Here is a 17593-nt window from a genome sequence, read left to right as displayed (position 1 = left end):
GGGGTTACAGGGCGCCCTTCGTGGAGGGAAGGATGCCGGCGGCGCGGGGGTCGCGCTCGGACGCGTAGCGCAGGGCCCGGGCGAAGGCCTTGAACTGGCACTCCACGATGTGGTGGGCGTTGCGCCCGTACGGCACGTGGATGTGCAGCGCGATCTGGGCCTGGGCGACGAAGGACTCGAAGATGTGCCGGGTCATCGTCGTGTCGTAGGAGCCGATCATCGGCGCCATGTTCTCGGGCTCGGTGTGCACCAGGTAGGGGCGGCCGGACAGGTCGACGGTCACCTGGGCCAGCGACTCGTCCAGCGGGACGGTGCAGTTGCCGAAGCGGTAGATGCCGACCTTGTCGCCGAGGGCCTGCTTGAAGGCGGCGCCCAGCGCGAGGGCGGTGTCCTCGATGGTGTGGTGCGAGTCGATGTGCAGGTCGCCGTCGGTCTTCACGGTGAGGTCGAACAGACCGTGGCGGCCGAGCTGATCGAGCATGTGGTCGTAGAAGCCGACGCCGGTGGCGACGTCGACCTTGCCCGTGCCGTCCAGGTCGATCTCGACGACGACGGAGGTCTCCTTGGTGGTGCGCTCGACCCGTCCTACGCGGCTCATGAGCTCTGCTCCTTCTTCAGTGCGCGAACCGCATCGAGGAACGCGTCGTTCTCTTCCGGGGTGCCGGCGGTGACCCGCAGCCAGCCCGGTACGCCGTTGTCCCGGACCAGGACGCCCCGGTCGAGGATCTTCCGCCAGGCCTCGTGGGAGCCCTCGGCTCCGCCGAAGTGCCCGAACTGGACGAAGTTGGCGTCGGACTCGGTGACCTCGTAGCCGATGGCGCGCAGCTCGTCGACCAGGCGGTCGCGCTCGGCCTTGAGCTGCTCGACGTAGCCGAGCAGGGTGTCGGTGTGCTCCAGGGCGGCCAGCGCCGTGGCCTGGGTGACGGCCGACAGGTGGTACGGCAGGCGGACCAGCTGGACGGCGTCGACCACGGCGGGGTGGGCGGCGAGGTAGCCCAGGCGCAGTCCGGCGGCGCCGAACGCCTTGGACATGGTCCGGGAGACGACGAGGTTCGGCCGGCCCTCGATGAGGGGCAGCAGCGAGTCGCGGTGGCTGAACTCCACGTACGCCTCGTCGACGACGACCAGCGAGGGCCGGGCGGCCTGGGCCGCCTCGTACAGCGCGAGGACGGTCCCGGCCTCGACGGCGGTGCCGGTGGGGTTGTTGGGGGAGGTGATGAAGACGACGTCCGGGCGGTGCTCGGCGATCGCCCGCTCGGCGGCGTCGACGTCGATGGTGAAGTCCTCGCGGCGCGGGCCGGAGATCCAGCCGGTGCCGGTGCCGCGCGCGATGAGCGCGTGCATCGAGTACGAGGGCTCGAAGCCGATGGCCGTGCGGCCGGGGCCGCCGAAGGTCTGCAGCAGCTGCTGGAGGACCTCGTTGGAGCCGTTGGCCGCCCAGACGTTGCCGACGGCGACCGGGTGGCCGCCCGTGCGGGTGAGGTAGCGGGCCAGCTCGGTGCGGAGCTCGACCGCGTCCCGGTCGGGGTAGCGGTTGAGGCCGCGGGCGGCCTCGGCGACCCGCTCCGCGATCCGCGCCACCAGGGGCTCGGGCAGCGGGTAGGGGTTCTCGTTGGTGTTCAGCTGGACGGGGACGTCGAGCTGCGGCGCGCCGTACGGGGACTTGCCGCGCAGCTCGTCTCGGATGGGGAGATCGTCGATGCCGACGGTCTGCTGCTGGTCGGTCACTTGTTCTCGGGCACCTTCCATCCGAACCGGGCCTTGAGGGCCGCGCCGTGGGCCGGCAGGTCCTCGGCCTCCGCCAGGGTCACGACGTGGTGGGTGACCTCGGCCAGGGCGTCCCGGGTGTAGTCCACGACGTGGATGCCGCGCAGGAAGGACTGCACGGACAGGCCCGAGGAGTGGCAGGCGCAGCCGCCGGTGGGCAGGACGTGGTTGGAGCCGGCGCAGTAGTCCCCGAGGGAGACGGGGGCCCAGGGGCCGATGAAGATCGCGCCGGCGTTGCGGACGCGGTCGGCCAGGGCGGCGGCGTCGGCGGTCTGGATCTCCAGGTGCTCGGCGCCGTACGCGTCGACGACCTTGAGGCCGTCCTCCAGGTCGCGGACGAGGACGATCGCGGACTGGCGGCCGGCGAGTGCCGGGACGATCCGGTCGTCGACGTGCTTGGTGGCGGCGACCTGGGTCTTGAGCTCCGCCTCGACGGCGGAGGCCAGCTCCTCGGAGTCGGTGACCAGGACGGCGGCGGCCATCGGGTCGTGCTCGGCCTGGCTGATCAGGTCGGCGGCGACGTGCACGGGGTCGGCGGTGGAGTCCGCGAGGACCGCGATCTCGGTCGGTCCGGCCTCGGCGTCGATGCCGATGCGGCCGGTGAAGTACCGCTTGGCCGCGGCCACCCAGATGTTGCCCGGCCCGGTCACCATGTTGGCCGGGGCGCACGACTCGGTGCCGTGGGCGAACATCGCGACGGCCTGGGCGCCGCCCGCGGCGTACACCTCGTCGACCCCGAGCAGCGCGCACGCGGCGAGGATCGTCGGGTGGGGCAGGCCGCCGAACTCGGCCTGCGGCGGGGAGGCGAGCGCGACGGACTCGACGCCGGCCTCCTGCGCCGGGACGGCGTTCATGATCACGGACGAGGGGTAGACGGACCGGCCGCCGGGGGCGTAGAGGCCCACGCGCCGGACCGGGACCCACTTCTCGGTGACCGTGCCGCCGGGCACGACCTGGGTGGTGTGCGACGTGCGGCGCTGGGCGCGGTGGACGATCCGGGTGCGCCGGATGGACTCCTCCAGGGCCGCCCGGACGGCGGGGTCGAGCTGCTCCAGGGCCTCGGCGAGGGCCTCGGCCGGCACGCGCACGTGCGTGAGCTCCACCTGGTCGAACCTCTTCGCGTACTCGACCAGCGCCGCGTCGCCACGATGATGGACGTCCTCGCAGATGGGCCGCACCTTCTCCAGGGCGGCTTCCACGTCGAACTCGGCACGGGGCAGCAGGTCGCGCAGTGCGCCACCCTCGGGGAGGGCGTCGCCGCGCAGGTCGATACGAGAGATCACGGGTCAATTCTCGCAGACGCCCCACAAGCGCCGGACGGCCGTATCACTGGCTGATACGAGCCACAGTGGCGTCTTGTCGCCACAGCTGACCGTTAGCGTTCAGTCCGTCACTCAGCGGGAAGAACGGCTGTACGAATCCAGGGAAGCGGGTTCGTGGAAAGCGAGGGGGCGGCAGTGACCGAGCCGCACGAGGACGGAATGCCGGACGGTCTCACCGGGCCGGAGCAGGCGATGTGGCGGGGCTTCAGGATCGGCAGGACCTGCGACCTGAGCGAGGGGGACGCGGAGCGGGACGACCCGTTCGGGCGACACGTGTGGGGGCCCGGGCGCAGCGTCCGCGCCGACGTGGTGGCGCTGCTGCTGCTCGACGGCCCGCCGGCGCGGTCCGGGCGTGTCGCGGCGCTGAAGCTGCGCGGGGTGCGGATCACCGGGGTGCTCAACCTCGCGGGCGGGACCGTCGGCCCGTACGTGGAGCTGAACCGCTGCCGCTTCGACGCCGAGATCGTGCTCCCGGAGGCGCGCTTCGGGACGGTGCGGATGGTCGAGTGCGCGATACCCCGGCTGGAGGCGGCGCGCCTGCACACCCAGGGCGACCTGCACCTGCCGCGCTGCCGGGTGGAGCGGGGCATCCGGCTGACCGACGCCCAGATCGGCACGGACCTGCTGATCAACCAGATCCGGGTCTGGCCGGACCGGCGCGGCCGGGCGATCACCGCCGACGGGCTGGTGGTGGCGCAGGACCTCCAGGCGGAGCTGATCGAGACGCACGGGGAGCTGAGCCTGCGCGGGGCCAAGGTCGGGGTCTCGCTCAGCCTGCGCGGCAGCGTGCTGCGCGGGGCGCAGCAGCGGCGTGCGCTCAACGCGCCGCAGCTGACGGTGGAGCGCTCGCTCTACCTGAACGCGGCCTGGGTGTACGAGGGCGCCGGCGGCGGTACCGCCGGGGGCACGGGCGGGCAGGCGATGGCCACTCCCCCGTACGGCGTCGGCTACACGCCGGTGAGCGGGGCGCGGCGCAGGCCCGTGGAGTGCCATGGCGGGGTGCGGCTGGACGACGGGCGGTTCGGGGACGCGGTGGACCTGCACTACGCGCGGTTCCTGCTGAACGGCGCGCACCGCGAGGAGGTGTCGCTGCGCCGGATAGTGACTCCGGAGCTGCGGTTCAACGGGGAGCGCCCGGAGGAGGGACGGGTGGTGCTGAACGGCGCCAAGATCGTGACCCTGATCGACCTGTCGACCAGCTGGCCGGGCCCGGGCGGTCTCGCGATGAACGGTTTCGTCTACGAGAACCTCGTGCCGTACGGGCACTTCCCGCTGGCGCGGCGCCTGGAATGGGTGGCGGCGGCGACCCCGGAGTACGCGCCGGAGCCGTACGAACGGCTGGCGGCGGTGCTGCGCAACAGCGGCGAGGACGCGGACGCGCGGGTGGTGCTGCTGGCCAAGCAGCGCCGGCGCCGGGAGACGCTGCCGGTGGCGGGGAAGCTGTGGGGGTACCTCCAGGACTGGACGGTGGCGTACGGCTACCGGCCGGGACGGGCGGCGCTGTGGATGGCCGTGCTGTGGGCGGCGGGCGCCGTCGCCTTCTCGCACTACGACCCCCAGCCGATGAAGGCCGGCGAGGCCCCCCGGTGGAGCGCCACGCTCTACGCGCTGGATCTGCTGCTGCCGGTGATCAACCTCGGTCAGGACGGCTACTGGCGGCTCGAAGGCGCCTGGCAGTGGGCCTCGACGGCACTGATCCTGCTGGGCTGGGTGCTGGCCACCACGGTGGCGGCGGGAGCGTCGAGGCTGCTGAGTCGGGGGTAGCGTGAGTGAAGAGGGGGGCGGGTTCTGTCGAAGCCCGCCTCTTTCTTTACGGTGTCTTGACCTCGGACAGGACAACTTTCCCGCCGCCACCAAAGCTTCACAGTCCCCCACTGGCGCCGTCTCCACCTGCGGTTTTCAATGGTCCGCACCATGTCAATGCTCCGCGCCCTGATCGGCACCGCCCGGATGGTCCGGCACGCACCGCGGCTCAGCGCCGCGATGCCGCCGGACGACGACGTGCTGCTCGACGTGCCGGACGAGCGGCTCGCCCCGGCTCTGGTCGCCGCCGCCCTGGCGGATCCCGAGCCGGCGGCCAAGCTGCTCGCGACCACCCGGGACGCCGCCGAGTGGGAGAACCGGGACCGCTACGTGGCCCGGCTCGCCACCTTCGCGTACAGCCGCGACGCCTGGCTGGCCCACTGGCTGTCCACCGCGCCCCGCGACCCCGACGCCCTCCTCGTGAAGGCCCAGCTGGAGGTCCGCCGGGCCTGGGAGTCGCCGGCCCGCGCCGAGCGGCTGCGCGAGCTCGCGCCGCTGATCGACGCCGCCGCGGAGGCCGCGCCCCGCGACCCGGTGCCGTGGCGCATCGCCCTCGACCACGCCCGCGGCACGCACGCGAGCCACACGGTCTTCGAGTCGCTGTGGGAACAGGCCGTACGCCGCTCCCCGCACCACTACGGCTGCCACGTCGCCGCGCTCAAGTACCTCTCGGCCCAGTGGTACGGCTCGCACCGCGAGTGCTTCGACTTCGCCGAGCAGGCGGCCGAGGACGCGCTGCCGGGCTCGCTGATCCAGGCGCTGCCGGCGCGCGCGGCCTTCGCCCAGCTGCTCTCCGGGACGGGACACGTCCGGGAGGACCGGATCGACGCGGCGGCGGACCGGGCCGTCGCGCTGTCCGCGGAGTACCCGACCGCCGATCCGTGGCCAGCGGAGGTCCGCAACCTGCTGGTCTACGTCCTGCTGCGGCGCCGGCGCGACGCGGAGGCGCTGGAGCAGTTCCGGCGGATCGGCCCGTACGCGACGTCCTTCCCGTGGACGCTGGTGAGCGAGGATCCGCTCGGCAGGTTCCTGGAGGCGAGGGACGGGGTACGGCTCGAAGTGGCCCGTACGATCCCGCTCGGTCCGGTCCGTCGTGGACGGGCCGGTCGAGGCCGGGCCGACGGCCATTACGCTTGACCGCTGTGACCACCGCTCGTCTCCCCCTCTTCCCGCTGAACACGGTGCTGTTCCCGGGCCTCGTGCTGCCCTTGAACGTCTTCGAGGAGCGTTATCGCGCCATGATGCGCGAGCTGCTCAAGACCGACGAGACGGAGCCGCGGCGCTTCGCCGTCGTGGCGATCCGCGACGGCCGTGAGGTCGCGCCGACCCTGCCGGGCCTGCCGGACCCGACGGCCCAGCCCGAGAAGGGCCCCGCGGCGGGCTTCGGCCCCGACCCGATCCAGGCCTTCCACCGGGTCGGCTGCGTCGCCGACGCGGCGTCGATCCGGGAGCGCCAGGACGGCAGCTTCGAGGTGATGGTGACCGGCACGACCCGGGTGAAGCTGCTGTCCGTGGACTCGAGCGGGCCCTTCCTGGTGGCCGAGGTCGAGGAGATCCCGGAGGAGCAGGGCGACGAGGCGGGCACCCTCGCCGAGGGGGTGCTTCGGGCGTTCCGCAACTACCAGAAGCGCCTCGCGGGCGCCCGGGAGCGGTCCCTGACGACGAGCGACCTGCCGGACGAGCCGTCGGTGGTGTCGTACCTGGTGGCGGCGGCGGCGGTGCTGGACACCCCGGCGAAGCAGCGGCTGCTCCAGGCCCCGGACACGGCGACCCGGCTGCGCGAGGAGCTGACGCTGCTGCGCGCCGAGACGGCGGTGCTGCGGCACCTGCCGTCGCTGCCGGCGGTGGACCTGACGACGGGGCCCACGAGCCCGAACTGACCGAGGAGTCCGATGGCGAAGAAGCAGAAGAAACAGGCGGGCCAGGGCGGGGGCGGCACACCGGCGACGGTCGCCCTGGCGGCGTCGGGCACCCCCTTCACGCTCCACGCCTACGACCACGACCCGGCCTCCCCGAGCTACGGCGAGGAGGCGGCCGAGGCGCTGGGCGTCTCCCCCGACCGGGTCTTCAAGACCCTGGTCGCGGACGTGGACGGGGAACTGACGGTGGCAGTGGTGCCGGTGGCCGGCCAGCTGGACCTGAAGGCCCTCGCCTCGGCGGTCGGCGGCAAGCGCGCCGCGATGGCGGACCCCGCGGCGGCCGAGCGCACCACGGGCTACGTCCGCGGCGGCATCTCCCCGCTGGGCCAGCGCAAGCGCCTGCGCACGGTCCTCGACGCGTCGGCCGACGGCCACGAGACGATCTGCGTCTCGGCCGGCCGCCGCGGTCTCGAGGTGGAACTCGCCCCGGCGGCGCTCACCGCCCTCACGTCGGCGGTGGTGGCGCCCATCGGCCGCGGCTGACCCGCCCCGCGCGACCTCCGGGGCCACGCCACGGCGGACGGCGGTGCGGGCACGCCACGGGCGGGGGCCGGGGCGCGCGGGCGGCCCGGCCCCCGCCGCGAGCGGGTGTCAGCCCTGGGCCGGCGGGGGCGTCGACGCGTCGGGCCACTCGGGCTCCGGGTCGCGCGGGCCCAGCACCGCCGTCAGCGCCAGGTGGACGACCATCGCGGCGAGCGGCCAGGCCAGCATCGCGGCGCCCCACATCTTCAGCTTCAGCGGTGCGTCGAACACGACGTTCGGGCCGACCGACTTGGCATGGGCGACGACGTCGTGCGTCGGTCCCAGGAACGTCCCGACGCCCCAGCCCAGCAGCGAGCCCAGCACGCCGCCGACCGCCAGCGCGAGCACCAGCGCCACCCCGCCGTAGCGGTGGAACAGGAAGACGAGGCCCGCGGCGACCGCGCCGAAGCCCAGGGCGAGGAGCACGAACGTGCCGTCCGCGCCGATCGCGGACTCCCCTTCGCTGTGGCGCAGGAAGACCGCCTTGCCGTCCGAGATCAGCGACACCCGGGGGGCGAGCCACAGCCACAGCAGGCCCAGCGCCACGCCCGCGACCGTCGAGACCGCGGCCACGACGGCGGCCTGCCGGAGCTCCTTCGCCGTGCTCGGGACCTCGTCCTTCCCGGACAGCGGAGGGTACGGGGCGGGCCAGGAGGCGTCGGCGCCGTTCGAGGGCGGCTGGTGAGGCGGAGTCAGAGGTGCGGTCACCCCGCCATCGTGCCAGGTACCCCGGGAGGCCGCCTCAGCGGACCGCCGCCCGCCGGTAGGCCCAGGTGGCGACGGCCAGCGAGACCACGCCGACCGCCCCGCAGACGGCGAGGTCGAGAGCGACCGCAGCCCAGTCCGGATGCGGGTCGAAGGTGCGGGCGAGCGCCTCCACGCCGTACGTGGACGGCAGCAGGTCCCGCGCGTAGCCGACCACCCCGGGCAGCCGTTCGGCGGGCAGCACGCCGAGCAGCAGGGCCGCGGACATGCCGAGCTGTCCCAGCAGCGTGGCCAGTTCCTGACGGGGCGCGAGCAGGCCGAGCGCCGCGCCGAGCCCGGCGAGGGCGGCCCCGGCGAGCGGCACGACGGCCGCGAGGATCCACAGGTTCCCGAGCGGCAGCCCGAAGAGGACGGAGCCGGCGACCGCGGTCACGACCGTCCCCGGCACGGTGAAGGAGGCGTACGCCCCGGCCGCGCCGAGCACCACCGCCGCCGGCGGCACCGGCAGCGTCGCGTAGTGGTCCAGGCCGCCGCCGGCCCGCAGCTGCCCGAAGTACTGGGCGAGCAGGTTCAGCGCGACGAAGGCGACGACGAGCACGGCGGAGCCGGCCACGACGGCGCGGGCCTCCGAGCCGCCGTCGACGACGCCCCGCATCAGGATCATGATCCCGATGGACTGGAACGTCGCCACGAAGAGCAGGGGGATGCGGGAGACCCGGGCGCGCGACAGCTGCGCGCGGTACACCGCGGCGAGCGCCGGCAGCAGCCGGGCGCGCGGCGCGAGCGGCGCGGCGCCGTCCTCCTCGTCCGGGCGGGGCGCCCGGGCCGGGAGGGCGCCGGTCGGCAGGGCCTCGGCGGGCACGGTACTCACTGCGTACAGCTCCTGACGTTCACGGGGTGCGTCACGCCTTCACCAGTCCCTCGGTCGCGCCGCCGAGCGCCAGGTAGACGTCCTCCAGGCTGGGTGTCGCCAGGGTGAAGTCGTCGAGCGCGGCGAACGCGGCGCCGCCGGTCACCGCGGCGACGGCGGCCCGCGCCTCGTCGGGGGCCAGCCGCAGGGTCCAGCGCCTGCCGGACTCCTGGGCGGAGGTCCGCAGGGCGGCGACCTCCGGCACGTCCAGCGGGGCGCGCTCGCGCCACACCAGGTCGACCCTGACCTCGCCGGCGACGCGTTCCTTGAGTCCGGCCGGCGTGTCGCAGGCGATGACCCGGCCGCGTTCGAGGACGGCGACCCGGTCCAGCACGGTCTCGGCCTCGATCACGTTGTGGGTGACCAGCAGGACGGTGGTGCCGTGCTCGGCGCGCCGCCGGTCGACCGCGGACCACACGGCGCGCCGGGCGATCGGGTCCATGCCGGTGGTGGGCTCGTCGAGGACCAGTACCGGCCGGGCGCCGATCAGGGCGGCGGCGACGCAGGCGAGCCGCCGCTGTCCGCCCGAGAGCTTCTTCAGGGGGCGCCCGGCGAGCCCGCTCAGGCCGAGTTCGTCCAGGACGGCGTCCCGCTCGGCCCGCGCGTCCCTGGCGGACAGTCCGCGCAGCCGGCCGGTGGTCTCGGCGGCGAGCGCGACGGTCAGCTCGTCGAGCGCGGTGGACTCCTGGCCGAGGTAGGCCAGGAGCCGGGCGGCGCGCTCCGGATGGCGTACGAGGTCGTGGCCGAGCAGCTCGACGGTCCCGGAGTCCGGGCGCATCAGGCCGGTCAGCTGGCGCACGAGAGTGGACTTGCCGGCGCCGTTGGGTCCGAGCAGGCCGAAGATCTCGCCGCCCCGGACGTCCAGGCTGATCCCGTCCGTGGCGCGGACCTCGGGGGTCGCGGGCACCCCGCGCCTGCCGCGCGTGGCGGGGTACGTCTTGACCAGATCCCGCACCACACACACCGTACTCACGAGGGATGAGCCTACGGGGTCCCCGGCCCTAATCCCCCGCGGGGGCGTGCTCCGCGGCGGCCCGGACATCGATCTCGCGCCAGAATCCGGCCCGGATCGCGTACCGGTCGTGCTCGTCGATCTGGTCGTCCTTGTGGGCGAGCAGGCCGAACCTGGCCGCGTACCGGAGCAGTTCGCCGTCGATGCGGTGCGGGACGCGGGGGTACATGGTGGCCAGCTTCTGGACGTGGCTCTGCTCGGGAAGTCGCTCCATCCACCGGCGGGCGAACACCTGTCCGACCTCGAAGGGGTCGCCGCCGACGGTGGTGATGTCCTCCTCCCGGTCGGCCCAGCGCTGCTCGGCGCTGGTGAGCTGGGCGAGCGTGGGCAGCGACGCGGTCTCGGGCGGCTCCCCCAGGGCACTGCCGGGGCGTTCGATCCAGCCCTTGTCGGAGGACCAGCGCAGGGTGGCGCCGGCGGGCGGGACGGCGGCCGGGCTGCCGGGTCCGCGCAGCCCGGCGAGGTCCTTGGGCGTGGGCACGCCCCGGCCGGGAGCCGGGGCGGGCACCGCGGGCGCCGCGCCGTCGGCCGCGGGCGCCGGCGTGGCGGCGTCCGGGGCCGGGTGGCCGGCCGCGGCGGCCGCGGCCTGCGCCTCGGCGGCCCGTTCGGCGGAGGCGGCGAGCGCCGACTCGGGCAGCGGGGCGGAGAGGATCGCGGCGATCTCGGGGCGGGGGGCCGGCGGCGGGGCGCACAGTCCCGTGAGGTCCTTGGCGCGGATGGCGCGGGTGATCCACGCCCGGTCGAGGACGCGCCGCTCGTCCGCCTCCGCGACCAGGTCCTCGGACTGGTTGTAGTCGCCGTCGGCGGCCTGGACGGCCCAGAGGTGGACGGCGACGCCGTGTTCCTTGGCGGACATCAGGCCGGGCAGCAGGTCGCCGTCGCCGGTCACCAGGACCACGTCGGAGCAGGCGCGGTTGCGTGCCAGCTCGGTGAGCTCGGCGTGCATCGCCGCGTCGACGCCCTTCTGCGCCCACCGGCCGTCGCTGCGGGTCAGCGCACCGAGCCGGACCGTGACCCGGGGCATCACGCGCAGCCGGCGGTGCTCGGGCTGCGGGACCCGGTCGGGTGCGCCGTCGAACCAGTAGATGCGCAGCAGGGGCTGCTCCGTGTCCGCCTCGGCCCCTTCGCGCAGCCCCTGGATGAGCGCGGCGTGGTCGACGGTGATCCTGGAGCGGGCCGGTTCCCCGGCGAGGAGGCTCGCGGCGGCGCCCAGCAGATAGCCGGCGTCCACCAGAACGACGCAGCGGTCCACGTGTCCCACCTTCTTTCGGGAACCTCGGGATCAAGAGTGCTTCGGAGTGCTCCGAGTCTGCCCGACCGTGGGGACGTTGACGGCCGGAACTCGATCATCGGCGTGGCGGATGTCACGCGGCGGCACGGCCCGTCCGACTGCTCACTGTCGGTGATGATCCAAAATGCGGCGTATTGCCCGGCATGTGAGGCTGACAGCGGCCCTGGCCCCGAGATCCCCTTGAGGAGGCATCACCATGGCCAAGAATCGCAAGCAGAACCGCAGTCAGCAGCCGCAGTCGCAGGCCGAGCGCGGCGCCCAGCAGGCGCAGCAGTCCTCGATGGAGTCGCAGGCGGAGCAGCGCGCCTCGCAGGTGACTCCGGGCGACATGGCCCGCAAGGGGCGGCAGAAGCGCTTCGGTCACAACTGATCGACCGCAGGCACCGGAAGGGGCGCACCCGTGACGACGGGCGCGCCCCTTCCGGTGTCCGCGTGCGGGACCGGCGCTATCCGGCCAGGCAGGACGGGCCGAGAAGCACCTTCAGGTCGCCGAAGAGCGCCGGGTCGGGCTGCACCCGGTGCCGGTCGAGCCGCAGCACGGTGGTCGTCCGCGGGCCCTGGAGCTTGATCCGGACCTCGGTGTTGCCCTTGTGGTGTCCGAGGATCTCGCCGAGCCTGCTGATCATCGGCGGGGTGACCTTCACCGTCGGGATGGTGAGGATCACCGGCGCGTTGGTGCCGGCGTTGGACAGGTCGGGGACCATCAGCTCCATCGCGACCAGCCGGGGCACGTCCTCGCGCTTGTCGAGGCGGCCCTTCACGAAGACGACCGTGTCCTCGACCAGCTGGGTGGAGACCAGCTGGTAGGTGGCCGGGAAGAACATGCACTCGATCGAGCCGGCCAGGTCCTCGACGGTGGCGATGGCCCAGGCGTTGCCCTGCTTGGTCATCTTGCGCTGGAGGCCGGAGATGATGCCGCCGATGGTGACGACCGCGCCGTCGCTGTGCTCGCCGCCGGTGAGCTGGGAGATCGCCGCGTCCGTCTTGTCGGACAGGACGTGCTCGATGCCGAAGAGCGGGTGGTCGGAGACGTAGAGGCCGAGCATCTCGCGCTCCTGGGCGAGCAGGTACGACTTCTCCCACTCGACGTCGGAGAAGACCACGTCGAGGCCGAAGCCGGGCTCGTCGCTCGCCTCGTCGCCCATTCCGCCGAAGAGGTCGAACTGTCCCTCGGCCTCCTTGCGCTTGACGGCCACCACGTTGTCGATCATGGGCTCGTGGTGGGCGACCAGGCCCTTGCGGGTGTGGCCCATCTCGTCGAAGGCGCCGGCCTTGATCAGCGACTCGATGGTCCGCTTGTTGCAGACGACGGCCTCGACCTTGTCGAGGAAGTCGGGGAAGGAGCTGTACTTCCCCTTCGCCTTGCGCGACCTGATGATCGACTCGACGACGTTGGTGCCGACGTTGCGGACGGCGGACAGGCCGAAGAGGATCACGTCGTCGCCCTGCGCGGCGAAGTTCGACTCGGACTCGTTGACGTTGGGCGGCAGCACCTTGATGCCCATGCGCCGGCACTCGTTCAGGTAGACGGCCGACTTGTCCTTGTCGTCCTTGACCGAGGTGAGCAGACCCGCCATGTACTCGGCGGGGTGGTTCGCCTTGAGGTAGGCGGTCCAGTAGGAGACCAGGCCGTACGCGGCGGAGTGCGCCTTGTTGAAGGCGTAGCCGGCGAACGGGACCAGGACGTCCCACAGGCTCTGGATCGCCTCGTCGCTGTACCCCTTGTCCCGGGCGCCCTTCTGGAAGAGGACGAAGTTCTTCGCCAGCTCCTCGGGCTTCTTCTTGCCCATCACGCGGCGGAGGATGTCGGCCTCGCCGAGCGAGTACCCGGCGATGATCTGGGCGGCCTTCTGCACCTGCTCCTGGTAGACGATCAGGCCGTAGGTGACCGCGAGCACCTCTTCGAGGGGCTTCTCCAGCTCCGGGTGGATCGGGGTGATCTCCTGCTGCTTGTTCTTGCGCAGGGCGTAGTTCGTGTGCGAGTTCATGCCCATCGGGCCCGGCCGGTACAGGGCGGACACGGCGGAGATGTCTTCGAAGTTGTCGGGCTTCATCAGCCGCAGCAGCGAGCGCATGGGCCCGCCGTCGAACTGGAAGACGCCGAGGGTGTCACCGCGCTGGAGCAGTTCGAAGGTCTTCGGGTCGTCCAGCGGCAGGGCCAGCAGGTCGAGGTCGATGCCCTTGTTGGCCTTCACCATCTTGACGGCGTCGTCCATGATGGTCAGGTTCCGCAGGCCCAGGAAGTCCATCTTCAGCAGGCCGAGCGACTCGCACTGCGGATAGTCCCACTGCGTGATGGTCACGCCGTCGGTGTGGCGCACCCAGATCGGGGCGTGTTCGACGATGGGTTCGCTGGACATGATCACGCCGGCCGCGTGCACGCCCATCTGCCGGACCAGGCCCTCGACGCCGCGGGCGGTGTCGATCACCTTCTTCACGTCCGGCTCGTTCTCGTACATCGCCCGGATCTCGCCGGCCTCGCTGTAGCGCGGGTGCGAGGGGTCGGTGATGCCGTTGAGGTCGATGCCCTTGCCGAGGACGTCGGCGGGCATGGCCTTGGTGAGCCGGTCGCCCATGGCGTACGGGTAGCCGAGGACGCGGGCGGAGTCCTTGATCGCGTTCTTGGCCTTGATCTTGCCGTACGTGCCGATCATGGCGACCTTGTCGGCGCCGTACTTCTCCGTCACATAGCGAATCACCTCGACGCGCCGGCGCTCGTCGAAGTCGATGTCGACATCGGGCATCGAGATGCGCTCGGGGTTGAGGAAGCGCTCGAAGATCAGTCCGTGCGGGATCGGGTCGAGGTCGGTGATGCCCATGGCGTACGCGACGATCGAACCGGCCGCGGAGCCTCGGCCGGGACCGACCGCGATGCCCTGCTTCTTCGCCCACATGATGAAGTCGGCGACGACGAGGAAGTAGCCCGGGAAGCCCATCGAGATGATGGTGTCCATCTCGTACTCGACCTGCTTCATGCGGTCTTCCGGGATGCCTCCCGGGAAGCGGCGGTGCATGCCGCGCATGGTCTCCTCGCGGAACCAGGTGACCTCGGTGTAGCCGTCCGGGATGTCGAACTTCGGCATGAGGTTCTTGGCCTCGAACATGCCGGAGGTGTCGATCTGCTCGGCGACCAGGAGCGTGTTGGCGCAGCCCTCCTGCCAGGCGTCCGAGGAGTCGATGGCGTACATCTCGTCCGTGGACTTCAGGTAGTAGCCGGTGCCGTCGAACTTGAAGCGGTCCGGGTCGGAGAGGTTCTTGCCGGTCTGGATGCAGAGCAGGGCGTCGTGCGCGCCGGCCTCGTGCGCGTAGGTGTAGTGCGAGTCGTTGGTGACCAGCGGCGGGATGCCGAGCTTCTTGCCGATCTCCAGGAGCCCGTCGCGGACCCGGTGCTCGATCTCGATGCCGTGGTCCATCAGCTCCAGGAAGTACCGGTCCTTGCCGAAGATGTCCTGGTACTCGGAGGCGGCCTTCAGGGCCTCGTCGAACTGGCCGAGGCGCAGCCTGGTCTGGAGCTCGCCGGACGGGCAGCCGGTGGAGGCGATCAGGCCCTCGGACCACTTCGAGATGGTCTCCTTGTCCATCCGCGGCCACTTCTGGAGCCAGCCCTCGGCGTAGGCGTCGGAGGACAGCTTGAAGAGGTTGTGCAGCCCGGTGGCGTTCGCCGCCCAGATCGTCTTGTGGGTGTAGCCGCCGGAACCGGAGACGTCGTCGCGCTTCTGGTGGGGCTGGCCCCACTGCACCTTCCGCTTGTTGCGCCGGGACTCCGGGGCGACGTACGCCTCGATGCCGATGATCGGCGTCACACCGGACTTCTTCGCCGTGTGGAAGAAGTCGTAGGCCCCGTGGAGGTTGCCGTGGTCGGACATCGCGATGTGCGTCATGCCCATCTCGTTGCACGCGTTGAACATGTCCTTCAGCCGCGCGGCACCGTCCAGCAGCGAGTACTGGGTGTGGACGTGGAGGTGCGTGAAGGGCGGCTTGGTCACGGCGGGAGGCCTCCGGAGAAGACGCGTCGCGAAGCGCCTCGTACAGGGGGCGGTCGGGCGACGGATGGACGATGACAGGCTGCGGACAGTCTGGGGGGACAGCGTGGAAGTCTACGTCTCCGGAGTCTTCGCCGCCGGGCACTCGGGGGTACCGTCACGCGTTGAGAGACACGGAACACGCGTCCGTTTTGTCATGCACCATTTTGCGCCACGTCCCGCACCAGGAGGCATTCTCGATGTCGGTCCCCCAGCCCGCCGCCGCACGCGGCGAGCAGATCCTCGCCGTCTTCGACACCGCCTTCGGCGAGCTCCTGGCGGCCGATCCCGCCGCGTTCCGGGTCAAGTTCCGGAAGATGGCCGGTTCGGCCTTCGCCTTCTACCGGGGCACGGCGTGCCTGTTCTACTCCGACCTCGAGGCCGAGCGGCACGGCGGCCCGTACCTGGACGAGCGCACCGGCCGGGTCTGGATCCACGGCGACCTGCACGCCGAGAACTTCGGCACGTACATGGACGCCACGGGCCGGCTGATCTTCAACGTCAACGACTTCGACGAGGCCTACGTCGGCCCCTTCACCTGGGACCTGAAGCGCCTGGCCGCCTCCCTCGCGCTGATCGGCTACACCAAGGCGCTCAGCGACGACCAGATCACCGAGCTGGTCCGGATCTACGCGGCCGCCTACCGCGAGCGGATCCACTCGCTGTCGACCGGCGCCAAGAACGACGAGGTGCCGCCCTTCACGCTGGACACGGCCGAGGGCCCGCTCCTGGGCGCGCTGCGCGACGCCCGGTCCCTGACCCGGTTCGCGCTGCTCGACTCGATGACGGAGATCCGCGACTTCGAGCGCCGCTTCTCGGCGGGCGGCGGCGCGATCGAACTGGACGCGGCCACCCGTTACAAGGTGCTGGCGGCCTTCGACGGCTACCTGGAGACCCTGCCCGAGGCGAGCCTGGCCCGCCCGGACTCGTACCGCGTCAAGGACGTCGTCGGGCGGCGCGGGATCGGCATCGGCTCGGCCGGCCTGCCCTCGTACAACATCCTGCTGGAGGGCAACAGCGACGCCCTGGAGAACGACGTCGTGATCTACATGAAGCAGGCGCAGACCCCGGCGGTCTCCCGCCACGTGACGGACGCGGCCGTGCGGGAGTACTTCCAGCACGAGGGGCACCGGACCGTGATCTCGCAGCGGGCGCTCCAGGCGCACGCGGACCCGTGGCTGGGCTGGACGGAGCTGGACGGCGCGGGGCAGCTGGTCGCGGAGGTCTCGCCGTACGCCGTGGACCTGGACTGGTCGGACATCGACGACCCGGAGGAGATCGCGGCGACCGTGGCCGACCTGGGCCGGGCGACGGCGACGATGCACGCGGCGGCGGACGACTCGAGCGGTCACTCGCTGGTGCCGTTCTCCACCGAGCGGGCCATCGACGCGGCGATCGCCGCCGACGAGGACGGCTTCGCGGATCTCCTGGTGGACTTCGCGCACAGCTACGGCGCCCGGGCCCGCGCCGACCACCAGATCTTCGTGGATCTCTTCCGCAACGGCCGGATCCCCGGTCTCTGACCCGGTTCACAGGCTCCCCTTAAGGGGGTCATACACGAGGACGTGGCACACTCTCCAGCGCGATGGACATATCAGGGACGCGGCTCAGGATGCTGCGGGCGGCGCTCTTCACGGCACTGGTCGTGACGCTGTCCGCCGGCTCCCACGTGCTGCTGTCCCGGGTCCCGCTGCCGCTGGTCACCGTGGGCCTGATCTCGGCCGGCGTGTTCGCCGTGGCGTACGCGCTGGCCGGCCGCGAGCGCGGCTTCGGTGCGATCGCGGGTCTGCTGGTGCCGCTGGAACTGGCCGCCGACACGGTCTTCACCACCGGGCAGGCGGTCTGTTACGGACCGGCCGGCGGGCCCGTCGCCGGTTCGCTGCGGGCGGTCGGCGTGGACGTGCTGTGCGGCGGCTCCGTGGGCACCCCGCTGCCCGGGGTGGCCGCCACCGGGAGCGGCGGTGTCGCGGCCCTGCTCCACACCCCCGATCCGGCCCTGCCGTGGCTGCTGCTCGCCGCCCACGTGTCGGTCGGACTGTGCGCGGCGGCGTGGCTGCGGCACGGCGAGCGGGCACTGACCCGCCTGGTCGGCGCGGTGGCCGCGTTCGCGTTCCGGCCGCTCCTGCTGGTGGCCGCGTTCCTCGGCTCGCCCCGCCCGTCCGGTCGCCGCGGCGGGCTTCCGTCGGACCGGCCGCGCCGGTCCCGTACGCGTCTCCTCGTGCACTCCGTCGGACGGCGGGGACCGCCGTGCCCGGGCTTCGTCCTCGCCTGAGCACCAGTCCCCCCCTTTTTCTTTCCTCACACCGACGGAGATCGACAT

At 72.3% G+C, this 17593-nt stretch carries 15 protein-coding genes; 7 read left to right on the top strand and 8 right to left on the bottom strand.

Annotated features, from left to right (window positions below):
• Nucleotides 1-4: 4 nt before the first annotated feature.
• From hisB to hisD, 3 genes are read right to left on the bottom strand one after another with little or no spacing between them, the layout of a single operon-like run.
• Nucleotides 5-598, bottom strand: a complete 594-nt coding sequence (gene hisB, locus ACE1OA_RS25765) for an imidazoleglycerol-phosphate dehydratase HisB (protein ID WP_356603347.1) — start codon at nucleotides 596-598, stop codon at nucleotides 5-7.
• Nucleotides 595-1728, bottom strand: coding sequence for a histidinol-phosphate transaminase (locus ACE1OA_RS25760; RefSeq protein WP_356603345.1), 1134 nt, complete (start codon nucleotides 1726-1728; stop codon nucleotides 595-597). The genes hisB and ACE1OA_RS25760 overlap by 4 nt, the downstream gene beginning before the upstream one ends.
• Nucleotides 1725-3050 (bottom strand): histidinol dehydrogenase, encoded by a 1326-nt coding sequence (gene hisD, locus ACE1OA_RS25755; protein ID WP_356603343.1) that lies wholly within the window; start codon nucleotides 3048-3050, stop codon nucleotides 1725-1727. The genes ACE1OA_RS25760 and hisD overlap by 4 nt, the downstream gene beginning before the upstream one ends.
• 174 nt (nucleotides 3051-3224) lie before the next feature.
• On the opposite strand from hisD, the gene ACE1OA_RS25750 reads away from it, so the two are divergent.
• From ACE1OA_RS25750 to ybaK, 4 genes are all read left to right on the top strand, one after another.
• Nucleotides 3225-4853, top strand: coding sequence for an oxidoreductase (locus tag ACE1OA_RS25750; protein WP_356603341.1), 1629 nt, complete (start codon nucleotides 3225-3227; stop codon nucleotides 4851-4853).
• Nucleotides 4854-4991: 138 nt separating this feature from the next.
• Nucleotides 4992-6029, top strand: coding sequence for a hypothetical protein (locus ACE1OA_RS25745; protein WP_386542482.1), 1038 nt, complete (start codon nucleotides 4992-4994; stop codon nucleotides 6027-6029).
• A 5-nt stretch (nucleotides 6030-6034) separates the two neighbouring features.
• Nucleotides 6035-6772: an LON peptidase substrate-binding domain-containing protein gene (locus ACE1OA_RS25740; protein WP_386542481.1), complete on the top strand. Its 738-nt coding sequence runs from the start codon at nucleotides 6035-6037 to the stop codon at nucleotides 6770-6772.
• Between the two features lie 12 nt (nucleotides 6773-6784).
• Nucleotides 6785-7294: a Cys-tRNA(Pro) deacylase gene (ybaK, locus tag ACE1OA_RS25735; protein ID WP_356603335.1), complete on the top strand. Its 510-nt coding sequence runs from the start codon at nucleotides 6785-6787 to the stop codon at nucleotides 7292-7294.
• 108 nt (nucleotides 7295-7402) lie between these two features.
• Here ybaK and ACE1OA_RS25730 read toward each other — a convergent pair whose 3' ends face one another.
• The 4 genes from ACE1OA_RS25730 to ACE1OA_RS25715 are packed head-to-tail and all read right to left on the bottom strand — an operon-like array spanning nucleotide 7403 to nucleotide 11212.
• Complete coding sequence (locus tag ACE1OA_RS25730; RefSeq protein ID WP_356603333.1) at nucleotides 7403-8041, bottom strand: DUF2567 domain-containing protein; 639 nt, start codon at nucleotides 8039-8041, stop codon at nucleotides 7403-7405.
• A 34-nt stretch (nucleotides 8042-8075) separates the two neighbouring features.
• The gene (locus tag ACE1OA_RS25725) at nucleotides 8076-8909 is read right to left on the bottom strand and encodes an ABC transporter permease (protein WP_384870475.1); all 834 of its coding nucleotides are present in this window, start codon (nucleotides 8907-8909) and stop codon (nucleotides 8076-8078) included.
• 31 nt (nucleotides 8910-8940) lie between these two features.
• The gene (locus ACE1OA_RS25720) at nucleotides 8941-9912 is read right to left on the bottom strand and encodes an ABC transporter ATP-binding protein (protein ID WP_356779866.1); all 972 of its coding nucleotides are present in this window, start codon (nucleotides 9910-9912) and stop codon (nucleotides 8941-8943) included.
• Nucleotides 9913-9949: 37 nt separating this feature from the next.
• The gene (locus ACE1OA_RS25715; protein ID WP_356603331.1) at nucleotides 9950-11212 is read right to left on the bottom strand and encodes an NYN domain-containing protein; all 1263 of its coding nucleotides are present in this window, start codon (nucleotides 11210-11212) and stop codon (nucleotides 9950-9952) included.
• Between the two features lie 235 nt (nucleotides 11213-11447).
• Here ACE1OA_RS25715 and ACE1OA_RS25710 point away from each other — a divergent pair, with 235 nt between their 5' ends.
• Nucleotides 11448-11621 carry a hypothetical protein gene (locus ACE1OA_RS25710; protein WP_187282634.1) on the top strand — a complete coding sequence of 58 codons (174 nt, stop codon included), beginning with the start codon at nucleotides 11448-11450 and terminating at the stop codon, nucleotides 11619-11621.
• Between the two features lie 76 nt (nucleotides 11622-11697).
• Here ACE1OA_RS25710 and dnaE read toward each other — a convergent pair whose 3' ends face one another.
• On the bottom strand, nucleotides 11698-15237 hold the full coding sequence (dnaE, locus tag ACE1OA_RS25705; protein ID WP_432753453.1) for a DNA polymerase III subunit alpha: 3540 nt from the start codon (nucleotides 15235-15237) through the stop codon (nucleotides 11698-11700).
• Nucleotides 15238-15473: 236 nt separating this feature from the next.
• Between dnaE and ACE1OA_RS25700 the strand changes: the two genes are divergently transcribed.
• Together ACE1OA_RS25700 and ACE1OA_RS25695 are read left to right on the top strand one after the other, a co-directional pair.
• Nucleotides 15474-16796 carry a DUF2252 domain-containing protein gene (locus tag ACE1OA_RS25700; protein WP_356603327.1) on the top strand — a complete coding sequence of 441 codons (1323 nt, stop codon included), beginning with the start codon at nucleotides 15474-15476 and terminating at the stop codon, nucleotides 16794-16796.
• 62 nt (nucleotides 16797-16858) lie between these two features.
• Complete coding sequence (locus ACE1OA_RS25695; protein WP_384870470.1) at nucleotides 16859-17545, top strand: hypothetical protein; 687 nt, start codon at nucleotides 16859-16861, stop codon at nucleotides 17543-17545.
• The last annotated feature ends 48 nt before the right edge of the window (nucleotides 17546-17593 follow it).

The sequence above is a fragment of the Streptomyces sp. JL2001 genome (assembly GCF_050917515.1).
Taxonomy (GTDB): Bacteria; Actinomycetota; Actinomycetes; order Streptomycetales; family Streptomycetaceae; genus Streptomyces.
This window is presented reverse-complemented; position numbering and strand designations above follow the sequence as displayed.

Excerpts from the sequence above, each read along its gene's own strand:
- hisB (WP_356603347.1), bottom strand. The coding sequence starts at position 598 with ATGAGCCGCGTAGGACGGGTCGAGCGCACCACCAAGGAGACCTCCGTC.
- ACE1OA_RS25745 (WP_386542482.1), top strand. The coding sequence starts at position 4,992 with ATGGTCCGCACCATGTCAATGCTCCGCGCCCTGATCGGCACCGCCCGG.
- ybaK (WP_356603335.1), top strand. The coding sequence starts at position 6,785 with ATGGCGAAGAAGCAGAAGAAACAGGCGGGCCAGGGCGGGGGCGGCACA.
- ACE1OA_RS25700 (WP_356603327.1), top strand. The coding sequence starts at position 15,474 with ATGTCGGTCCCCCAGCCCGCCGCCGCACGCGGCGAGCAGATCCTCGCC.
- ACE1OA_RS25695 (WP_384870470.1), top strand. The coding sequence starts at position 16,859 with ATGGACATATCAGGGACGCGGCTCAGGATGCTGCGGGCGGCGCTCTTC.
- ACE1OA_RS25710 (WP_187282634.1), top strand. The coding sequence starts at position 11,448 with ATGGCCAAGAATCGCAAGCAGAACCGCAGTCAGCAGCCGCAGTCGCAG.